27 protein-coding genes and 1 tRNA gene are annotated in these 20,432 nt (G+C 32.6%); 12 read left to right on the plus strand and 16 right to left on the minus strand.

What is annotated here, in order from left to right; all coding sequences use genetic code 11:
- Positions 1–18: 18 nt before the first annotated feature.
- From K5783_RS06560 to K5783_RS06575, 4 genes are read right to left on the minus strand one after another with little or no spacing between them, the layout of a single operon-like run.
- A complete protein-coding gene (locus K5783_RS06560) occupies positions 19–375 on the minus strand; it encodes a reverse transcriptase-like protein (protein WP_297473168.1) in 357 nt (118 codons plus the stop codon).
- Positions 365–808, minus strand: coding sequence for a hypothetical protein (locus K5783_RS06565; RefSeq protein WP_297473169.1), 444 nt, complete (start codon positions 806–808; stop codon positions 365–367). Before K5783_RS06565 ends, K5783_RS06560 begins: the two co-directional genes overlap by 11 nt.
- Before the next feature lie 31 nt (positions 809–839).
- Positions 840–1,124, minus strand: coding sequence for a hypothetical protein (locus K5783_RS06570; RefSeq protein ID WP_297473172.1), 285 nt, complete (start codon positions 1,122–1,124; stop codon positions 840–842).
- 24 nt (positions 1,125–1,148) lie between these two features.
- Complete coding sequence (locus K5783_RS06575; protein ID WP_109877704.1) at positions 1,149–1,451, minus strand: winged helix-turn-helix domain-containing protein; 303 nt, start codon at positions 1,449–1,451, stop codon at positions 1,149–1,151.
- A 100-nt stretch (positions 1,452–1,551) separates the two neighbouring features.
- Here K5783_RS06575 and K5783_RS06580 point away from each other — a divergent pair, with 100 nt between their 5' ends.
- Entirely contained in the window at positions 1,552–2,433 is an 882-nt protein-coding gene (locus tag K5783_RS06580) for a radical SAM protein (RefSeq protein WP_297473174.1), read from the plus strand.
- Here K5783_RS06580 and K5783_RS06585 read toward each other — a convergent pair.
- Positions 2,430–2,882: a hypothetical protein gene (locus K5783_RS06585; RefSeq protein ID WP_297473175.1), complete on the minus strand. Its 453-nt coding sequence runs from the start codon at positions 2,880–2,882 to the stop codon at positions 2,430–2,432. The genes K5783_RS06580 and K5783_RS06585 overlap by 4 nt on opposite strands.
- Before the next feature lie 38 nt (positions 2,883–2,920).
- On the minus strand, positions 2,921–3,172 hold the full coding sequence (locus K5783_RS06590; RefSeq protein WP_297473176.1) for a hypothetical protein: 252 nt from the start codon (positions 3,170–3,172) through the stop codon (positions 2,921–2,923).
- A gap of 81 nt (positions 3,173–3,253) precedes the next feature.
- On the opposite strand from K5783_RS06590, the gene K5783_RS06595 reads away from it, so the two are divergent.
- From K5783_RS06595 to K5783_RS06605, 3 genes are all read left to right on the plus strand, one after another.
- Entirely contained in the window at positions 3,254–3,745 is a 492-nt protein-coding gene (locus K5783_RS06595; protein ID WP_297473177.1) for a hypothetical protein, read from the plus strand.
- Entirely contained in the window at positions 3,742–3,891 is a 150-nt protein-coding gene (locus tag K5783_RS06600; RefSeq protein WP_297473180.1) for a hypothetical protein, read from the plus strand. Before K5783_RS06595 ends, K5783_RS06600 begins: the two co-directional genes overlap by 4 nt.
- Positions 3,892–3,966: 75 nt before the next feature.
- The gene (locus K5783_RS06605; protein WP_297473182.1) at positions 3,967–4,395 is read left to right on the plus strand and encodes a universal stress protein; all 429 of its coding nucleotides are present in this window, start codon (positions 3,967–3,969) and stop codon (positions 4,393–4,395) included.
- Between the two features lie 15 nt (positions 4,396–4,410).
- Here K5783_RS06605 and K5783_RS06610 read toward each other — a convergent pair whose 3' ends face one another.
- Together K5783_RS06610 and amrS are read right to left on the minus strand one after the other, a co-directional pair.
- Positions 4,411–4,836: a universal stress protein gene (locus K5783_RS06610; protein WP_297473183.1), complete on the minus strand. Its 426-nt coding sequence runs from the start codon at positions 4,834–4,836 to the stop codon at positions 4,411–4,413.
- Between the two features lie 209 nt (positions 4,837–5,045).
- On the minus strand, positions 5,046–6,116 hold the full coding sequence (amrS, locus tag K5783_RS06615; RefSeq protein ID WP_297473184.1) for an AmmeMemoRadiSam system radical SAM enzyme: 1,071 nt from the start codon (positions 6,114–6,116) through the stop codon (positions 5,046–5,048).
- 33 nt (positions 6,117–6,149) lie between these two features.
- On the opposite strand from amrS, the gene K5783_RS06620 reads away from it, so the two are divergent.
- On the plus strand, positions 6,150–6,770 hold the full coding sequence (locus K5783_RS06620; protein WP_297473185.1) for a TIGR00296 family protein: 621 nt from the start codon (positions 6,150–6,152) through the stop codon (positions 6,768–6,770).
- 20 nt (positions 6,771–6,790) lie between these two features.
- Positions 6,791–7,621, plus strand: a complete 831-nt coding sequence (gene amrB / locus K5783_RS06625; RefSeq protein WP_297473186.1) for an AmmeMemoRadiSam system protein B — start codon at positions 6,791–6,793, stop codon at positions 7,619–7,621.
- A 43-nt stretch (positions 7,622–7,664) separates the two neighbouring features.
- Here the strand turns inward: amrB and K5783_RS06630 are convergent, their stop codons facing one another.
- Both K5783_RS06630 and K5783_RS06635 read right to left on the minus strand, forming a co-directional pair.
- Positions 7,665–8,117 carry a GNAT family N-acetyltransferase gene (locus K5783_RS06630; protein WP_297473189.1) on the minus strand — a complete coding sequence of 151 codons (453 nt, stop codon included), beginning with the start codon at positions 8,115–8,117 and terminating at the stop codon, positions 7,665–7,667.
- Positions 8,118–8,402: 285 nt separating this feature from the next.
- A complete protein-coding gene (locus K5783_RS06635) occupies positions 8,403–8,780 on the minus strand; it encodes a response regulator (RefSeq protein WP_297473190.1) in 378 nt (125 codons plus the stop codon).
- A gap of 169 nt (positions 8,781–8,949) precedes the next feature.
- Here K5783_RS06635 and K5783_RS06640 point away from each other — a divergent pair, with 169 nt between their 5' ends.
- Complete coding sequence (locus K5783_RS06640; protein WP_297473192.1) at positions 8,950–10,758, plus strand: ATP-binding protein; 1,809 nt, start codon at positions 8,950–8,952, stop codon at positions 10,756–10,758.
- On the opposite strand, the gene K5783_RS06645 is transcribed toward K5783_RS06640, so the two are convergent.
- Positions 10,744–11,298 carry a class I SAM-dependent methyltransferase gene (locus K5783_RS06645; protein WP_297473194.1) on the minus strand — a complete coding sequence of 185 codons (555 nt, stop codon included), beginning with the start codon at positions 11,296–11,298 and terminating at the stop codon, positions 10,744–10,746. The genes K5783_RS06640 and K5783_RS06645 overlap by 15 nt on opposite strands.
- A gap of 242 nt (positions 11,299–11,540) precedes the next feature.
- Positions 11,541–12,455 carry a branched-chain amino acid transaminase gene (locus K5783_RS06650; RefSeq protein WP_297473195.1) on the minus strand — a complete coding sequence of 305 codons (915 nt, stop codon included), beginning with the start codon at positions 12,453–12,455 and terminating at the stop codon, positions 11,541–11,543.
- A 99-nt stretch (positions 12,456–12,554) separates the two neighbouring features.
- Here K5783_RS06650 and K5783_RS06655 point away from each other — a divergent pair, with 99 nt between their 5' ends.
- Positions 12,555–12,761 (plus strand): hypothetical protein, encoded by a 207-nt coding sequence (locus K5783_RS06655; protein WP_297473196.1) that lies wholly within the window; start codon positions 12,555–12,557, stop codon positions 12,759–12,761.
- Positions 12,762–12,911: 150 nt separating this feature from the next.
- Here the strand turns inward: K5783_RS06655 and K5783_RS06660 are convergent, their stop codons facing one another.
- On the minus strand, positions 12,912–14,327 hold the full coding sequence (locus tag K5783_RS06660; protein WP_297473198.1) for an aspartate kinase: 1,416 nt from the start codon (positions 14,325–14,327) through the stop codon (positions 12,912–12,914).
- A gap of 30 nt (positions 14,328–14,357) precedes the next feature.
- The gene (locus K5783_RS06665) at positions 14,358–15,386 is read right to left on the minus strand and encodes a glycosyltransferase (RefSeq protein WP_297473200.1); all 1,029 of its coding nucleotides are present in this window, start codon (positions 15,384–15,386) and stop codon (positions 14,358–14,360) included.
- A gap of 79 nt (positions 15,387–15,465) precedes the next feature.
- On the opposite strand from K5783_RS06665, the gene K5783_RS06670 reads away from it, so the two are divergent.
- Positions 15,466–15,540 (plus strand) — tRNA-Val (locus K5783_RS06670).
- A 60-nt stretch (positions 15,541–15,600) separates the two neighbouring features.
- Here the strand turns inward: K5783_RS06670 and K5783_RS06675 are convergent.
- Entirely contained in the window at positions 15,601–15,726 is a 126-nt protein-coding gene (locus K5783_RS06675) for a hypothetical protein (protein ID WP_297473201.1), read from the minus strand.
- 499 nt (positions 15,727–16,225) lie between these two features.
- Here K5783_RS06675 and K5783_RS06680 point away from each other — a divergent pair, with 499 nt between their 5' ends.
- Positions 16,226–17,467 carry an MFS transporter gene (locus K5783_RS06680; RefSeq protein WP_297473203.1) on the plus strand — a complete coding sequence of 414 codons (1,242 nt, stop codon included), beginning with the start codon at positions 16,226–16,228 and terminating at the stop codon, positions 17,465–17,467.
- A 152-nt stretch (positions 17,468–17,619) separates the two neighbouring features.
- Here the strand turns inward: K5783_RS06680 and K5783_RS06685 are convergent, their stop codons facing one another.
- Positions 17,620–18,144 (minus strand): hypothetical protein, encoded by a 525-nt coding sequence (locus tag K5783_RS06685; protein ID WP_297473205.1) that lies wholly within the window; start codon positions 18,142–18,144, stop codon positions 17,620–17,622.
- Between the two features lie 70 nt (positions 18,145–18,214).
- Here K5783_RS06685 and K5783_RS06690 point away from each other — a divergent pair, with 70 nt between their 5' ends.
- The gene (locus K5783_RS06690) at positions 18,215–19,618 is read left to right on the plus strand and encodes a rhodanese-like domain-containing protein (RefSeq protein WP_297473207.1); all 1,404 of its coding nucleotides are present in this window, start codon (positions 18,215–18,217) and stop codon (positions 19,616–19,618) included.
- Entirely contained in the window at positions 19,608–20,399 is a 792-nt protein-coding gene (locus K5783_RS06695; protein WP_297473210.1) for a sulfite exporter TauE/SafE family protein, read from the plus strand. Before K5783_RS06690 ends, K5783_RS06695 begins: the two co-directional genes overlap by 11 nt.
- Positions 20,400–20,432 lie beyond the last annotated feature (33 nt).

Raw genomic sequence — 20,432 nt, forward strand, 5'->3', positions numbered from 1 at the left:
TTGCTGATCTCTATGTTTTTAGCTTCCCAACATCTTTCCAGCTAGATTCTCTTTTCGTGGAACCCATTGAATTGAAAGATTAGAGAATTTTCCCATGATACTCCAAGCTTCACGTGCAAGATCCCGTAGTTGTTCGTTATTTATTGCAAATTCATGGTTTAATTGATTAACAGTATTTTTAGAATCACTAAAAATCTTAATTTCTTCATTAGAATCTACAAATTTGTTTAGTGCAGATATTATTGCCATATATTCAGCCTGATTGTTTGTAATTTCTGGTTTTTTTTCATAAAATGATTCTCCAGTTTCTTTAACAAAAAATCCAAAGCCACCGTTTGGACCTCCAGATCCATCTACATAAACACTAATTCCCATCTTTGTACAACCTCGTTATCTTCACACTTAGATTAACTACTAACATGTAAATTATTGTTGATATTCCTTGGGATGTAAATGAGGCCAAGTAAGGATCATAGTTAATCATCAGAAAATAATATTGCAAAACCCATCTAACAACAGTATAAACAACTTCTGCAATTCCAAGTGATGTCACTAGTTTTTTGAGATCATGTTTTAATTTTACAGTATCAGTCCTGCCAGACGCTAAACGATATTTTTTTCGATTATCAAAATAAAATAACACACTAAAAACTGAGAAATAAATAACATAATCTGCAATTGTGGTAAAGGTTGTGTTAAGATAAGCAGTTTGTTCAGACAAAATTTGTGCAATTATTGCAGAAATTATGATTGATGCTGCAAACGCAATTAGAATATTTTTGTTAAGCTTGAGATATTCGTGTAACACGTTTTTTGGATTTTGCTTGTTACAATTAAACTCAATCTAAAGTAATCTTGAGAAATATCAATAATCCTGCAAGTTCTGCAATTCCCACTCCTAACATGTATGGAAATATCTCATGAGAGAAAATTTCTTCCATCGAAAAATAAGCCAAAGAACCAATTACATTATGTAAAAATAACATTCCTGCAACTACAATCATTCCTAAAGGAAGTTGTGCACGTGTCTTACTATACATATTTCCAAATATTGCAATTAAAATTCCCAATATCCCCATATTTGCAATTGAAACAATAGATAAGATCAGAGAAGTTGTTTCCATTTAGACAAAAACACCTCTGAGCTTTTATTTACTTTTGTCCAATTTTGCTTCAATTTCTTCAAATGTTTCCATGTTTACTTCAAGAAAATTAGAGATAAAGTATGCAACTCCATATTTCTCTCCAACTTTACTAATCATATTATTTTTTTCAAGAACCTTAATGTGATGCTGTATTGCTTTATAATCCAAATTCATCTCTTTTGCCAGTTGATTTGTATTGAATGGTTTTTCTTTTAATTTTGAAATAATTTTTAATCTATTTAATCCCCCACGTGAACCTGCAAAAACAAACCAAAGCAGTCTTTTTGCATCAGGATCATTTGCCATAACTTGTGAATTTCTTCTTGGTTACTACTAAAAGGTATTTTGAGATTAAATCAAAATAGAAACTATAAAAAACATAATCAAGCAAATTTCAGTGAGAGACATGATGTTAAACTATGATGCACCGTTATACAGGCCCCCATCAGAAGCTAGATCACTAATTTTTCAAGTAACGTTAGGCTGTTCATTTAACGAATGTTCTTTTTGTGATATGTATAGATCAAAAGAGTATTCTGAAAGACCATGGGATGATGTCAAAGCCGAAATTGACATGATGGCAAAATATCTTCCAGATACTAGACGGGTATTTCTTGCAGATGGTGATGCACTAAATCTTGATTCTGAATACATGATAAAAATTGTAAAATACATTAGAGAGAAATTTGCAAACATTGAAAGAATTTCTTGTTATGCAATGCCAATGAACATTCTAAAGAAAACATCAGAGGAACTAAAGAAAATGAATGAAGCTGGGTTAGATATGTTCTACTTGGGGATTGAAAGTGGATCAGATATTGTTTTAAAAAAAGTAACAAAGGGGGCTGTTGCAAAAACAATCATCAAGTCTGTTAACAAAGCAAAAGAAGCAGGATATGTAATGTCATGCATGGTAATTTTGGGGTTAGGAGGAAAAAAATACTCAAAAGAACACATCAAAGGAACTGCAGAAGTAATTAGTGCATGCTCACCCAATTATGTAGGCGCACTTACACTTTATTTAGAAAATGGAATAAAACAAGAATTTCTTGACAAGTATAATGGAGAATTTACAAGAATTAATGATGATGAATCGTTAGATGAGCTTCATGACTTGATCAGTCAGATAGAAACAAAAGATGAAATTATTTTCAGAGCAAATCATGGTTCAAATGCATATACAGTCAAAGGTACTTTTCCCCAAGACAAACAAAAAATGATGGATAATGTAGAATGGATGAAGCAACATCCAGAAATTATGCGTCCACAAGGTTTACGTGGATTCTAAATTAGATTCTCTTGATTAAGATAAACAACTTTGAATATCTTTACGGAATAATCTCCTTCAAATATTTTAGTTGTATGGCCTTTATCAGAATTTAGAACTCTGAATTTGTATTCATAATTACCATCATCTCCAATATCAGTCTGTGCAAAATGAACTGCATGATTATTCTTGAAGATTTGAATTATTACAGGATAGCCTTCAACATGATTTGCAACTTTCCCTTCAACAAATCCCCAAGGCAGTTTATTTGCTTGAGGAGCATGAAAGAATATGGTTGATTTTTCAAGTCCTATCATTGAATTAATTGGAATTATTTCAGTTTGTGGTTCATGTGTATGATTATTTATCATGATTTGACCAGAATGCGGATGAGCAAAAGCTGAATCTGCTGAAAATGATAAAAGAATACTCAAAGTCAAAATGCTTGAAAAAATAACAAACTTGTTCATAGCAAATCTACCATTAAAGTGATTTAAGAATTTTTAGATTAAAGGTTTTCAATGATAGATTTTAGATGTTCTGGAAGTTCTGGAAGTTCAGTGTGACTCTCATTGTTTTGGAGATTTTCAGGACCTATTCTTCTAACTCGTTGGGTTCCAATAAGAGTGTCAATATTTCTTTGAATGTCTTTTTCAGGTAGAGTGTTCTTTAGTTTTTCAAGTACGATTTCCTCATTTTCAAATTTTTTAATTGCATATTGTACAAGAATGGTTTTTTCTTCTGAAGAGAATTCAGTCATATTTTTGCCATGTGTATTATGGCTAAGAATCTTTGGTTGGTAAAAGATAGTTAAAATACAATGGGCTGTAAATTAACCTACTTGGTAAGTAAGTTACAACTAATTTCAAATGTGCTCACTTTGAAACGATATGCTGCAATTGCAATAATTAGTGGCACAGGATTAGGAATAATCTATTATTTTTTGACAATGTCAATGTTACCATCTCATCTGAACATTACAATGGAGATAATGCCATCTTATATCATAACATCAGTTGGACTAACCATTACAATTTCTGCTTTGGCTGGAATTAATTTTGCAATGATGGCATTTAAGATGAAAAGAATGAAGATGATGAATTCGGTAAAAAGCAATTCTTCATCGATTTTAGGCGGAGTGTTTGCAGCATTTACACCTGGATGTCCTGCATGTACTGCGCCACTGGCAGTTATTTTAGGGGCAATAGGAGGATTATCACTATTTCCAATGCAAGGATTAGAATTGAAATTTGTTTCAGTAGGAGTTTTAATTTTCTCTATCTTTTGGATTTCAAGAGGACTTCAAAGTAAAAGTTGTTGCAAGATAGGATGAATGAAAATAGTTATTTTGCATCATTGAAGAACAAAGAATTTTTGATTCTAGAAAAATTGTGTGATGAATCAATATCTCCTACTGAAAAGGAGAAAATGGAAAAAGAGCTTAGACATGTTCGCTTAGAGATTAAGAAATTAGAATGAATGTTTTTGAAAAATACTTGTCAGACCAATTATTCTAAAGAGTTTAGTTAAATATGGACAAACTCTAAGACGTGCATGAAAAAATCACTCTACATGAATATTTTAGTTCCTCTTGATGGCTCAAAGTATTCGGAAAAAGCCCTTATCCATGCATGTGAGATGGCAAAGAATTACCAATCTCGTTTGACACTTGTGTATGTTGTTGAGAAATCAATTCCAATTAATCTTTTAGATAGAAAAGAATATCTTGAAATTCTAAGAAAGTTTGGAAATAAAGTTTTGACTAAAGGAAAAGAAACAGCTACTAAACGTGGTGTTGATTCAAAAATTATTATGAAAGAAGGTAATGTCTCATCTGAGATCATAAAACTTGCAAAAAAAGAACAGTGTAATATTATAATTGTTGGAAGTAAAGGACTGGGTTCAGCAGCAAGATTATTTCTTGGGAGTGTTTCAAACAAACTTGCAAATAATTCTCCTTGCTCTATCCTAATTGTGAAATAGGTATTTTTTAAAAAATTATTTTACTATCATTACAGGCACAGACGATTTGTGAACAACGTAGTTTGACACACTGCCGAAAAATTTTTCCTTGATACCACTCATCCCCCTTGTTCCGAGGATTATAATGTCAAAATTCAAGGATTCGGCAAATTTGGTGATTTTAGAACCAGGATCGCCAAAATCTATCTTTCTCTCAAATAAAATTCCATTTTGGGCACAAAGTATCTTAGCGGATTCCATCATATTGTCTGCAGCTAGCAAAACAGGTTTTTCTGGATAACTCAGATGATGATATTTTTTTGGAATATTTGATATTACATTCATTCCTACTAGTTTAGTATCACAATTTCTTGCCAAGGAAATTGCCATTGAGAGTGCTCGTTGGGAATTTTGGGACCCATCCAAGGCAACTAAAATTTTCTTGATTTGTTTCTGTATCATTTATTTTTACCAAATGCTCCCTGATGATCACTTAGGCAACACGAACATTGTTTTGTATAGCACTCATCAGTTTTTTCATGTCCACAAGAACCACAGTGACAGAATACATCATCTCGCATAATTTCATATTATTTTCTTGATAGTTAAACTAATTCCAAGTTATCATTATTGAAAATTAACATATTTTTATGATAATTATTTTACTGAAATCATGTAACAAACTGAAATCGGTCTTCTTTGTAGCCTTTTTGTAATTTTCCTTCGATAGGAATTTTATTTCCACAAAACTGACAACAGTTGTTTTTATCAAGATACCAACCTCTTATGCTAAACCCATAACGATTTACGACTATTTTATTACATTCAGAACAATACGTATGTTCCCACTTGTGTCCGGGAACATTTCCAAGATAGACATATTTCAATCCTTGATCTTTTGCAACTTGGTAGTGTTTTTCCAAAGTTTCCACAGGTGTGCTAGGATATTCCATCATTTTGTAGTCAGGATGAAATCGCAAAAAGTGAATTGGCATCTCTGGTCCGAACTCATCATAGATGAATTTTGAGAGTTTTTTTGCATGCGTTAAATCATCACCAACTTTAGGTACAATTAGATCAGTTATTTCAATGTGGATTTTTGTCTTATCGCGAATTTCTAACAATGTATCAAAAATCGGTTGAGGATCAGGAACGCCAATGAATTTTCGTGTGAACTCTTTCTCTGCGTTTCCTTTAAAATCAACAGTAATTCCATCAAGAAATTCATTCATCATGGATACTGATTCAGGAGTATCATATCCATTTGAGACAAAAACATTGAAGAGTCCCTTTTTTCTTGCAGCAATACCACAATCACGTGCAAATTCAATGAATATTGACGGTTCATTGTACGTATATGCAATTCCATGAGCACCATATTTTACAGCAGTATTTGCAACATCTTGAGGAGTCATATCAATTCCCTCAACTTTGCGTCGTTGACTAATATCAGAATTTTGGCAATATCTGCAGAGCCAATTGCATCCGGTTGTTGCAATAGAGTATACTTTACTACCAGGAAAATAATGTATCAATGGTTTCTTTTCAATAGGATCAACATGACCTGAAATTACTTTTCCATACGCATATAGATGTAGTTTTCCATTTTCATTTCCTCGTATTCCACATAAACCAATTTGTCCCTTTCCAATTTCACAGTATCTAGCACAAGCAGTACACTTTACCTTATCATTTGGAAGTTTTTCATATAGTTCAGCTTCTTTTCCGAGTATTGTCGTCATGTTTTTTATTGTGTTTTTACATATTTAACAAGTATGAAGAATATCAGAAATTTTACAGATGAGGATGGAAAAGAATTAGTCAAAACTGCCAGAAAAGCAGTTACTGAATATTTGAAAAACAAATCAAAGATTGCTGATTCGGGTTTTCATTCAAGGTTTAATTTTGAATCAGGAGTTTTTGTGACGATTAACAAAAAAGATTCTTTACGAGGCTGTATCGGTTATCCTATTCCAATCAAAAAATTATCTTATGGATTAATTGATGCTGCAATTTCTGCTGCAACACAAGATCCTCGTTTTACACCAGTAAACATTGATGAATTAGACAATATTGTTTTTGAGGTAACCGTGCTTACTCCTCCCGTTGAAATCAAAGTAGATGATCCTTTGGAGTACTTATCTATCATCAAAGTAGGAAGAGACGGACTAATAGTAGAGAATTCATACTCTTCGGGTTTACTTTTACCTCAAGTTCCAACAGAGTACGGTTGGAATGTAGAAGAATTTCTACAACATACGTGTGAAAAAGCTGGTATAAACAAAGACTCATGGAAAGAAAGCTCAACTAAGATATCCAGATTTGAAGGCGTGATATTCAAAGAAGAGTCACCTAATGGAAAAATAGTTCGAGAATCAACTAACAATTTTTTATAAAATAAGGTGTAATTCCTAACATGATAAGAGAACCAGTTGTTGCTGGACAGTTTTACCCAGATACAAAAAAGGAATTAGAAAAGATGATAAAATATTGTATCGAGCACAAGTTTGGTCCTGGAAAACAAATCAAAGAATCAACTGAAAAAATATTTGGAATTGTTTGTCCCCATGCAGGATATGTGTATTCTGGTCCCACAGCATGTCATTCCTACAAAGCAATATCATCACAAAAACCAGAGCTTGCAATAATTATTGGACCAAATCATTTTGGGATAGGAAAAAATGCTGCCACAATGATAGATGCAAAATGGGAGACTCCATTAGGTTTGATAGAAGTAGATTCACAGGCAGCTCAAGAAGCTGTAAAAAACTCTAATGTTATCGAGATAGACAATTACTCTCACTCACAAGATCACAGCTTAGAAGTACAGGTTCCAATGTTACAATCAATTCTTACTAATGAATTTAAGATTCTTCCAATAATTTTACTTGAACAAAATTTGCAAACAGCTACAGATGTAGGAAACGCAGTATCAGAAATTGCAAAAAAAAGAAATGCAATAATTGTTGCATCATCAGATTTTACTCATTATGAGGAAAATTCTTTTGCACATCTTCAAGATAAGGCCCTAATTGCGCCGATTTTAGATTTGGATGTGGATAAATTTTATCAAGTGTTAATGGAGAAAAGAGTATCTGCATGTGGATATGGGGCTATCGCATCTGCAATGATTGCATGTAAAAATTTAGGTGCAACTAGAGGAGAACTTCTTAGTTATGCAACAAGTGGAGATGTTTCTGGAGATACAGACTCTGTTGTTGGGTATGGTGCCATAAAATTTGTTTAACAAAAATAACTAGAATCCAATGACATAAAATCAGAAATTGTTTTTAATTCAAATTTTTTGTAAATGATAAACCAGATTGTTCGAATCCTAATTTCTTGTAGAATTTATGGGATTCCTTGCGTTTATTGCCAGATTCGAGCCTGATTCTATGACATTTTTTCTCTTTTGCAATAGATATACAAGAATTGATTAGTTTTTTTCCAATTCCTTGATTTTGAAATTTCTCTTGAACAATTAATTCTGGAATGTACAATTCTCTGCTAGTTTGGTTAAGTCTTGACAAGAATATAATACTCACCATGCCAATAATTTCAATACCATCAAATTCTGCTACGAGTATTTTTTTATCAGTGTCATCTATGTATTGCTTTACTAATTTTCTAAATGACTCTATTTCAGAATCTTTTTGTGGTCTTGGACGTCCAAGCTCATACAGCAATCCAAGAATAACAGGTATGTCTTTAACCATAGATTCTCGGATAACTACATTTTCCATGAATAGTTTTTCTCATCATACTTTAAGAATAGTTTGATTCTAAATATGGTAAAGTTGGAGAATAATAATGGATGAAATTACATCACAGACAATTTTAGCAGCATTAATTATTGCCGCAGTTGGAATTTTTGTTGGCTCTAGAATTTGGATGCTTTTTAGGAAATAAAACACATAGTTAGAATTAGGACAACATACCAATCATTGAGTTGATAGATTTAGTGGCACATTTTAGTTTGAAAATTAATAATTTTAGTATTAAACTGATTTAGTTTTTAATTTAAATAATTATGTGCTAATTTTAGCTTCAGTATATTGTTTAGCTAGAGAAAGTAACTCATCCACCCCAAGTGGTTTTGAAATTACTTTGATCAGTCCTTCTTTTACTGCCTGTTGATTCTTTGGTTCAAGTTGAGAGTATCCTGTAACAATTACTACTTTGGCGTTTTTATCAATCTCTTTGATTTGTTTGAAGGCTTCATATCCATCAAGTATTGGCATGTCTCCATCCATTATTACTAGAGAGGGATTCGTATCTTTGAATTTTTCAACTGCTTCTTGCCCATTATTTGCTGTTTGAAGCTCATATCCATGTAATTCTAAAATTTCTTTATAGATTGAAATCAAATCTACATCATCCTCTACCAACAGAATAATACTATTCATGCTAAAATAATATGCTCATACTTTACTATTAAAGACTACGTTTGTTATAATAATCACAGACAATTTTCTGTTATTTTAAATAAAAAATTGAGCCTAAATGAGATTAGCATTTTATGCAAAATACAACTTTATACATTCACATAGTAGGTAATTTTCAGAGGATTGGACTTTGAGCAATAGTAATTTTTTATCAAAATCAACAATAAACTATAGAAGAACTTTATTTATTTTAATTACAATTTTAGTGGCAATTACTATCATCTATCAATCAAGATCATTTCTCAATGATTCTCAATTCAGTTGGATTTCAATTCCAACATATGCCATTCTTCCAGGAACACTTACTGTATATTCTACAGTTCTTGCAATAAAATTATTCAAGCAGAGACATTTTCAGGCAAAAGCATTTTTTTTCTTTGCATTAGGTGCAGCATCATGGTTTATAGCTGAGCAAATTTGGCAAGCTTATGATCATATTTGGGAAGGTGAACCATTTCCATCCGAAGCAGATATTTTTTATGTTGCATCATATCCGTTTATCACTGCATTTTTGTTTCTTTCAATTAAACCGATAATCAGTTCAATAAGCAGAAATGTTTGGTTGTTTGCAATTGCTTTGTCTTTCTCTTTTTTGATTCCAACTCTCTTAGTATCATATAATGATATTTCAGGAGAAGATTCTTTTGCAGCATCAATTGCTCTTACATATCCAATATTAGCATCAATTAAATTAGTTCCAGCAATTATTGGCATACTATTTCTTACCAAAAAAGGTGCAAATTTTTCTTGGATGCTTCTTTTATTTGGACTAATAACTTATAGTGTATCAGACACGTTTTTCCTTTTTGCCGAGCTTGATGGATCCTATTTTGATGGACATCCAGTGGATTTGATGTATGTCTATAGTTTTCTCTTGTTAATTTTTGCTCTTCATGTACGTTTAAGAATTGCAAAATTACCTGAAAATGAAAAACAGGCGATGTTTTTTTCAGACAACATACAATTTGAAACTATCAAACAATTTGTAATTCCCTTAACGTTGGCTATTGTTTGTTTGGTTACCATCATATCACTAATCAATGTAGTTTTTATTCAAGAAAATAAGGAGATATCCACCCAAAATCTAATGCTCGGCATTGTTGCAATGTTGGGTGTTTTTGTTATAATTGTTTTAACTATCAACAAAAATCTTTCACAATTAGTTAAAATGAGAACCGATGAACTCGTAAAGCAAAAAAATAATCTTGAGAACATAGTAGAAGAAAAAACCCACAAGTTATTAAAATCTGAGCGTCTTTCTGCAATTGGGGAGCTATCAGGGCGCCTGGCACATGATTTGAGGAACCCATTATCGGTTATGAAAATGTCTGTAGATTTGATAAATCAAAGTCCAGATGATACAAAAATTTCAGATTCCAAGGTAGTAGAGCGATTAGATTTGATTAAGAAGAGTATTGACAGGATATCCCATCAGGTTGATGAAGTTTTAGGTTTTGTTAGAAATTCTCCAATAAAATTAAATTCCATTTCGCTATCAGAACTTGTTGAAAATTCAATAACAAAGATTAATGTTCCAAAAGATATAGAAATTAAATTTAATAGGAATAATTTAAAAATTAAATGTGATCCAATCAAACTAGAAGCTGTTGTTATTAATCTTATTGTAAATGCGATTCAAGAAATGCCTAAAGGAGGAAACCTTGAAATAAAAACATATGAAGAAAAAGACAATGTGATTTTAGAATTTATTGATTCAGGTAAAGGAATACCAGAAAAATATCTTGACAAAGTCTTTGAACCATTATTTACAACAAAACAAAAAGGAACTGGTTTAGGATTGGCAAGCTGTAAAAATATTGTAGAGCAACATCTGGGCAAGATTTCTGTAAAAAACGATCCTACAACATTAACCGTAACAATACCAAAGGGATTAGTTGAAGAAACTTCTAAAATTAAAAATAAATTACAATTTTCTTAAAAGAGTAAATCGAGATTTATCAGGTTCTATGTCTTCATGCATGTCAACATTGCTTACAACGCGGACATTATAGTTCAACCATCTTTTATACACATTTCTAAATTTCTGATTTTCATCTATCTGTTTTTCTGTTTCTTCAAATTTCTCACAATTCATAATGTATTTTCTTGCCACTCTATACATTTCTGCAATTCCCTTATCCAAGGTATCATCATCTAAATAATTCAATAATTGATGCGTAAAAACAAAATCGATTGAGGAATCCTCAAAGGGCAAATCAGTGATGCTCGCTTTCTTAAAACTTGCAAATGAGATTTTTGATTTTGCCATTTTCAATGCATTGTCATTTAGATCAACTCCATGAATTTGGAAACTTTTAGGAAACAATCTCAAATCAATTCCAGTACCGCATCCAATCTCAAGAACACTTGTACAATTCAAGGACGTGGCCAAATCTCTAGTGTATTTTGCAAATTCTTCATTGAATTTTGCTTCATTTTCATCAGCGTACTTGTCCCAAAATTCCTTATTGTAACTCATAAATTCATTCAAACAAAAGCCGTATTTGATACTAATTGTTCAGTGCCGACATTTGCACTGGACAAGTCGTGTGTCAAAAGTACAATCATGTGGGCCATCCGATCTTCCTTGTGTTGGGATTTCTTTCATGCAATCATCATGACGACCCTTCCTGCAAAACCAACAGATTTCAGGAGTGTCACCATTATCACACGAATCCATGTTTTCTACTCATTTTTGCTGGTAAAAAACTTCGTGGAAAATTAGATAAATGTTAACCATGGCAAGAATCTCTCATCTTTTCCCATTACCACATCAGAGAATGATTTTTGAAGTGCTTTTGTGATGTTGCCCATCTTCCCGTTTCCAATCTTTACTTGATCTATTTGAGTTACTGATTTTACTTCAGCCGCAGTTCCTGTCATGAAAATTTCATCAGCTGTATAAAGATCATCTCTTTCAAGATCTCTCTCAATTACAAATCCACTATTTTCTTCAATAATTTGAATAACACTGTCTCTTGTAATTCCTTCTAATCCTCCTGCTGAAAGTGGAGGTGTTTGGATGATATCATCTTTTACAACAAATATGTTTTCAGCACTTCCTTCAGCAACTTTCCCATGTGAGTTTAACATTATTGCTTCATCATAGCCATTATTCAAGGCCTCCATTCTTGCAAGTGCAGCATTTGCATAATTTGATGCAGCTTTTGCTTGCATTGGCTGAGATCTAGAATCAATTTTCACCCAGCTTGACATTTTACATTTTGCACCAGAGAATTTACCTGCTTTTGATTCACCCATTTTCCATTCCCAACAAGCAATAGAGACATCTACTTTGTTTTCAGTAGGAGTTAACCCCATTGTTCCATATCCATAGTATGCTAATGGTCTAATGTATGATTCTTTGAGTCCGCTAGCTTTAACAGTTTTAATTATTGCATCAGAAATTTCTTTTTTTGTAAATTGCATTTTCATTGAATATAATTTTGCAGATTTGAATAGTCTGTCAACATGTTCAGGTAATCGAAATATTGCAGAACCGCTAGGTGTGTCATAACATCGGATTCCCTCAAATATTGAAGTGGAATAGTGCAATGCATGAGTCAATACATGGACTTTGGCATCTTTGAAGGGTACTAATTTTCCATTCATCCATATTTTGCCAACCTCTTTCATAGGAGTCGAAAAAAACACTGCTAATTTAAAGAATTAACTTTTGACAAAGATTTTGGTCAAATCTGTAAACTAAATATCTAGTAAAAGACAAATTATACTATGGAATGGATGTTAGGTTTTACCGCTATTGCTCTTTTAGTGATAGGATTGGTGGGTCAGGCTTTTGAGATGAGAAAAATCAGATTATCAACATACAAAGATGAAGATTTAGGCTCGACAAATATTTTCATGAATAAGAAAAATCTAAAATGGTATGCCATTTTGGGAATAGGAATTGTTTTGTGGTACGTAGCTGAGCGTATGTAAATTATCTATATAGATCAGCTCTATATACTAGAAATTGTAACATATAGTATCGCGTGTTTAGGGTAACGCCCGGACTGAATCTAGATAATGGTCCAAGAACAAACCCTCGATGGCGCTTACAGGTGTAAAAACCCGTACGCCACACTTTCACTAAATAAAATTAATTTTTGAAATCTCATGATGAATTGCTTTTATTGCTTTTCTTATGTTGTCATCAGCATCTTCTACAACAATTATAATTCGTGAAGTTTCTTCTTGTGCATCCATATTCAAAATATTTAATCCTGCATCACCAATCTTTGCACTAGTTCTTGATGCAACTTGTTGAACTCGCCACATCTCATCACCAATCAATGTAATCACTCCTCGATTGTATGTAATGGTTGCAAGAGAATCAAATCCTAACAAGTATTTTTCATTTCTTTTTACATAATCACCATCCAAGAATAAAATTCTAGAGAATTCTATTCCGTCTTTGGTAAATGGAGATAGCATTACAAATTCACTGTAACGCTTATCTTTTTCCAAAGATGTCAATAACTTTTGGATTAAATTAGTTTCAATTCTAAAGATTGCGCAATTTTCTTTTCCTGTAACTATTTTGATCGGATGTCCTTTTTGTTCATCTAATACCCTCTTTATTGTAGTAGTTTTTTCGGGATCATTCATATTTGTAATAATTATTGGAATATCCACCCCATTTTCTACAATCTCTTTAATTGCTATAGGATCTAAAATTTTCATTCCGAACATACCTGCTAGTCTTGCTTCATTGTATGACAATTGCAGAACTTGTGATAGATTAGATTCTACAATTTTTGGATCTGCAGAAACCACTGCACTATCTTTCTCAAAATCTATACTAGTTTCGTATATTTTATGAAATAGTATTCCAAGATCTGCTGCGGTCCTATCTGAACCGCCACGCTCGTATGTAGTTGTAACGTTTCCAATTGTTTTTCCAATAAATCCCCCTATAGTAACTACTTCGTTTTGTTCTACTAATAGCGCAATTTTATCCATATTTTCTCTGGATTTTGAGGCAAGAAAATTAGTAGACTCTATATTGTTATCTGTAATTATTGGCCAATCATCGAAATCTACAGAATCAGATTTGATACCATTGCTTTTTAGAATATAGTTCATTACATGAGACATCAATATTTCACCTGAAAATGCCAGTGCTCTAGAGCGAATTTCATCTACAAATTCTTTAGCATTTAGTGCATCATCAAGTGCTTTGCTGGCCTTTTTTAGATTCAGATCAATAGTATTTTTGCAATTCTCTTTATTTTCAGGACTTACCAATTGAAGAATTTTATCATAAGTAGATTTCACAATATCTAAAGAAGGACTTTGTCCATTTTCTGCATTTTTTCCCTGCTCTAAAATTACATCTGTAAGCGAGCGTGTTTTTCCATTATGTGTTGTTAGCGGGGCTGAAAAAACTGCAATTACTTTTGAATCTTTTTTCAAATTGTTGATGCGAGCGATTATTTCTGGAATCAGTATACCGTCAGGGCCAATTGCACTCCCACCAAATTTGGCAACGACTAGTTTAGTCATAGTACTTTATCAAAAATCAGTGGCCTTCTATTAAGCATTTGATTGTTTGATTAGTTTTTTAATAATATTTGATGCAGTTTTTGCACCATTTGTGTTTGTTTGTTTTCTCTTTTCTTCTAGTTTTTCTAAAATTAATGTGTCTAATCTTTGGAGATCATCAAAAACGTATCCTTGTTCTAGAGCATTATCTTCTTGTTCAAAATGACCTTTAATTGGAATGAATATTGCAGGTGTGCCGTAAGCATTTGCCTCATCTATGGTGGATTTACCAGCTAGTGAGATTAAAAGATCTGCTGCAAAAATTATTTCATGTAAGTTATCTACAAATCCTAAATTTCTGACATTTTCAAATTTTTTAGTAACTGCAGGACCAGACACTAGAACAATTTTGATGTCTTGATTTATTTTTGAAATAGACTCTAATGCTTTTTCAATTAGAAATATCCCAGCATCTGTTCCTCCAATGGAGACAACAATTGTTTTTCCCTCAAATAGGAATTTTTCGCGTAATTTCTCTCTTGAAAAAGCGGTGGTTCTAACTATGGGCCCTACTCTTTTGACATTATCAAAATCATCTCCATTTTCAGGAAGAATCACCAAATCGCATTTTTTGCTTATTTCTTGCATTGATTTGTTCATTTTTTTCTCAATTAGTGATGCTAATCCTTTTGTAAAATGAGTCTCCAAGATATCGGTAACCAATACGGTAGGGATTTTCATTGTTTGAGCAACAGTCAATGATGCAAAATCCTCATCACTAATGACTAAAGTCGGATTGTCATCTTGCAGAATCTTCTGTGAAATGTTTTTACATTCTTTGTAATAATTGTAATAACTCCACAACCATTTTGCTGGATTCTTTAGAGTTCCATTTTCAACAATAAATGAAGGTGGTTTGTATACATCTTGAACTTTAAAATTCAAATTTTTTAGAATTTCAGCTGCTCCGCTACCTGTAACAAAATTTGTGGAAATGTTTTCAAAATTATTTACGATTGCAATATCTCTAGTCACATGACCTAATCCAATAGGGCTAGAAAAAAAATTGCAGACATTCATGAGATTCTTATTTTTTCATCAAATTTGTAGATTCTCACATGTCTCAAAGTTTAAATGGTTTTTAACAAGGTAGGTTTCTGGGCTCATAGTCCAGGTCGGTTATGACGTCGCCCTTACACGGCGAAGATCCGGGGTTCAAATCCCCGTGGGCCCATCTCCATAATGAATATCAAATAGAATACAATCGTAATTCTGATAAAATCCCGCTTAAATTCTATTTTTGTTCTTCTTTAATGTCTTTTTTTAATTTCTCAAGTGTCTCAACATATTCTTTTTTCATCAGATTTTCGGGCTTTGTTTTGTTGTTTTTGTTAATTTGTGGTTTACTTTTATTTTTCATAATGTTGTATTCACATCCATGGAAATTTGTTTAGTTTTCACGTGTGTTTTTTCGTGGGCAAGAACTTTGGCAAAAGTATCGGAATTTCCTTCCCACTTGAAAGCACAAACTCTGCAATTGTATTTCATTGTGTAAGATTCTCTATGTGAATACATGAAGGCAGACCTGCTCTGAAAATGAGAATCGTATTGAGCAGCTGTCTTATCATGGATTCACTTGTACAGTATTACACTATCTAACTATTAAGACAAGTTACAGTTGACTTTGGGCATGTTTTAGTCAACTGATTCATAGTTGATAACTACGATTATGAGTTAATTATGCTAGAGAACATATTTGCAAGAATAAAATGGAAACAAGAAAATTGCAAACATCCTATACTATACAAATCATTGTTTGTTGGTACTATAAAATTGACTAACTAGTATCAAAAATAGTTTTTTACTTTCAATGAGCAATCAAAATGATTTCCAGAAATAAAAAGTGGATGCTTTTCATTATGCCATCTAGCATTACTGCTGAAGGTTTACACATTGCAATTCCTTTGTTTGTTTTATTTCTTGGAGGAAATGTAGCAGATGTGGGGATTGTAATTGGATTACATTACGGGTTTTCGTCATTAGGTTCTATTTTTTGGGGAAAAATTATTGACAAATACCATGTGAAGAAAGGAATTTTGATAATTTGTTTTTCCGTAATTGCTGTAATTAGCTTGTCTATGTTTTTTGTATCTGAAATTAGTCTTGTTTTTATTTTTTCTGGGATTTTAGGATTTTTTATAATTGGAAAAAATCCTGTGACTCATATTTTGGTAATGGAATCCGTGCCAAACAATCAATGGAGTGTTCTATTTTCACGGATTTCAATTATTGCAAGTTTTGGTAGTCTTTTTGCATTTCTTGTGGGTGTACTATGGGATTCGTTTTTTGATCTTAAGCCATACTTTGTTTTTTGTGCATTGTCTAGCACCACTGCGGTAATACTAAGCATGACAGTAGAGAAAAAGAGCTTTATTGAAAGAGAGACACTTGTACATTCAATTTATGGTCTAAAGCATATTTTCAATTATAACAGATATCACTTTCACGTTGTATATCAAAAAGTTCCAAAAATTCATGATTTCAAACACATAATTTCAATTTTCAAAGGTAAAGTTTCACATGAGATTGGAATTTTATTTTTTGCAAATTTTTTATTTTATTTTGGTAGTAACATCTACTTTACAGCATTTATTCCATTCTTAAAAAAATACGATTTCACTGATTCCCAAGTTTTTCTAGTGTATATGATTCAAACCATTACATTACTGGTAATATTTTTTTTAGTTCCTAAACTAATTTCAAAAATTTCTGAAGAGCGTGCAACGCAATTAGCATATATTCCACGAATGCTGGGAATTTTAATTGCTGCCGTTATTTTCCCTCAAATGATTGGTATAGAATCGTTTGTGACTGCAGTAATATCTTCATGTTTAATGGTTGCATCATTTTCAATATACAGTACTGCAAATTCACTTATTTTGTTCAAAACCATTCCGAGAGGATTTGAAGGAACATACTTGGGTGTGAATAGCTTTATGATCGGGTTAGGAATATTGTTAGGTTCTTTGACTGCCGGGTTTATTTCAAATGTATTAAGTTACTCGATATCCTTTGGCATTGCAGCAGTTTTGATACTGTTATCTCTTCTAATGTTTAGATTTTATTTAAAAAACATATTGTCACAAAAAGATATTGTATAAATTAAGATGTGATGTTGGATTAATTTATGGTTTAGAATTTCTGTCTACATACAGTCTCATCCTCAGATGGCATAGCCCATGGATTCATTTTAACTTCATATGTCCTTATTATGATGTAAATCTAAAAATTGTTCAAGCATCTAAAAATTATTTTAATTGGAGAACATTAACGAAACAGAATTTTCAGTAATTGTAACATCTGCTTCTTTTTCTAATGTTGACTGAACTATTGCCTCTAAGAATGCTTTTAGAAAAATTGAGCCCTTCTTTCCAAAACTATGATGTATGCTTACTGCATTGTTACTTTCATCTCTTTGCATATCACACATTCCATAACCACAATGCTCAAAGTATATCTTGATAAATTCCGATACGGAGTCTGGCGTAAGTTTTTTCCATTTGAATAAAATGAAGTCACGTGGTTCCTTTGTGCCAATCGATTTTGCCAAATTTATGATATTTTTTTCATCAAGCGAATCAAGTATTTCTTTGAATGCACCTTTGCTCATCTCAACCATGCCAAATTTTTGCATGAATTGTTCCAGTTCCACATGGTCTCCAAAGATTTGATTTGCAAGTGTGTTAAGACTGATTCTTTTCTCTTCAGCTTCTTTTCTCAAACCTTTTTCATAATTCTCATCAATTCGAAATGTAATGGTTGATGTTTTTTTGGTCAAATCTCTTTGTAATTGCAGTTGATTGCAGTATAAACTTCTTCGTTATATCTCACAAAGGGCAACAATACTCATGAATCAAAATAATGAAAATATAGGAATATCTGCGGATCAACTAAACAAGGATTTGACCCAACAAGTTCCATTGCTCTTGTTTGATCTTCGACTGAAAGAGGATTTTGAGCAATCTCATGTGGAAGGATCTGTTCATGCAGTATGTAACGCCCAAGCAAAAGAAAAGATCATGGCAAAAATTCCAAAAAATACCAAAATTGTGCTGATTTCAGAGCCTGAAGAATATGCTCGAGAGACTGCATCTATGATGAAGGCATTTGGATTGGATGCTCATTATCTTGAAGGGGGATTTTCTGCATGGACTGGAAAAATAGCCTCAGGTCAGACTGGAAAAACAATAACACCTGATGAACTTGCTCAAAAATTAGGCTCGGTGTTTCTTCTAGATGTTAGAAACAATGAAGAGTTTACAGAATTTCAAATTCCTGGAAGTGTAAACATTCCATTAGGAGAACTTTTTGATGCAAACATAATCTCCAAAATTCCAAAAGACAAACAAATTGTAACCATTTGTCCACATGGAAATCGTGCTATGATTGCAAGTTTTGCTCTGGCAAGAGCAGGAATTGATTCTCAAACACTTGTAGGTGGATTAGCAGGATGGAACCAAGTTCTCAAAGATGTAACTATTGTAAATGAACCAACAAAAATTATCCAAATTCAAAAAATTGGAAAAGGCTGTCTATCATACATTATAGAATCTGATAGAGAGGTTGTTGTAATTGATCCATTGTATCCTTTTGAAAAATACATTGATATTTCCAAGCAGGAAGGATTTCAAATTACCAAAGTTTTTGATACTCACCAACACGCAGATCATGTTTCTGCTGCAAGAGATCTTGCCAAAGTGACTGGTGCAGAATTATATCTTTCAAAATATGAGGGATATGACTTTGATGCAAACTTTGTTGGAGATGCAGATGAAATATCATTTGGTAAAACAAAACTCAGGGTAATTCACACTCCAGGTCACACACCTGGGAGTCTAAGCTATGTAATTGATGAAAAATATGTCTTTACTGGGGATATCTTATTTGTAGAGTCAATTGGAAGACCTGATTTAAGAGATAATGCAGAAGAATTCACAGAAGATCTTTACAATACATTACATAACAAACTACTCAAGCTTTCAGATGACACTATAGTATTTCCAACCCATCATGGAGAAGATGTAGAATCTAAAGGAAATGCTTTTTACTCCACCATACAACGAGCGAAGAAACTCCCATGGCTGGATATCTCAAAACAAGAGTTTATCAAAAAAGTAGTTGCAACTACTCGTCCACGACCAATGAATTATAGAAAAATAATTTCAGTCAACAAAGGAGAGTTAGAACTGGTGCATTCAGAGATTCCTGATTTGGAGATTGGTCCAAATAGGTGTGCAGTAGATGCCAGTTGAGATTTTCTTAGATCCTCTAACTCTATTTCTTTCAATTATTTCAGGAATAGTAGTTGGATTTAGCTTAGGATTGATAGGAGGAGGAGGCTCTGTTCTTGCAGTACCATTGCTGATGTATGTTGTAGGCGTAAAAGACATTCATGTAGCTATTGGTACATCTGCTCTTGCAATAGGAATTATAGCTTTGATCCATCTATTCTCCCATAGAAAAAATAGGAATTTGGAAATCAAAAAAGGCATAAAGTTTGCTTTTCCTGGAATTGTAGGAACTCTAATTGGTTCACAACTTGGTTTGTGGACTTCTTCAGAATATTTGTTAATTATGTTTGCAGCATTTATGGCAGCAATTGGAGTTATGATGATGAAAAAGAAAATTACTAAAATTGAGACAACCGGTGGACATTCAGTATTATTTTTAGTAAAGAAAAATCTACCATTATCTGGTTTCTCAGTAGGAATGCTTTCAGGGTATTTTGGTATCGGTGGTGGTTTTTTAATTGTTCCAACAATGATGTATTCAGGGGGCTTAAACATCATGCAATCAATTGCAACATCATTGGTTTCAGTTAGCTCTTTTGGACTAGTTACTGCTGGAAGATATTTTGTTTCAGGTAATGTAGATGTTATAATTGCAATGTTGGTTATCGTGGGCGGAGTATTAGGAGGTTATTTTGGCATAAAAAGCTCAGAAAAAATACCAAAAGAAAACCTCGTAAAAATATTTTCTATTTTGTTATTTGGTGTTGCATCATACATACTGATAAGAACAGTTATTCTTTGATTGCAAATGATTGCACCATAAACATATTCCATA

Source organism: Nitrosopumilus sp., assembly GCF_025699125.1.
GTDB lineage: Archaea > Thermoproteota > Nitrososphaeria > Nitrososphaerales > Nitrosopumilaceae > Nitrosopumilus.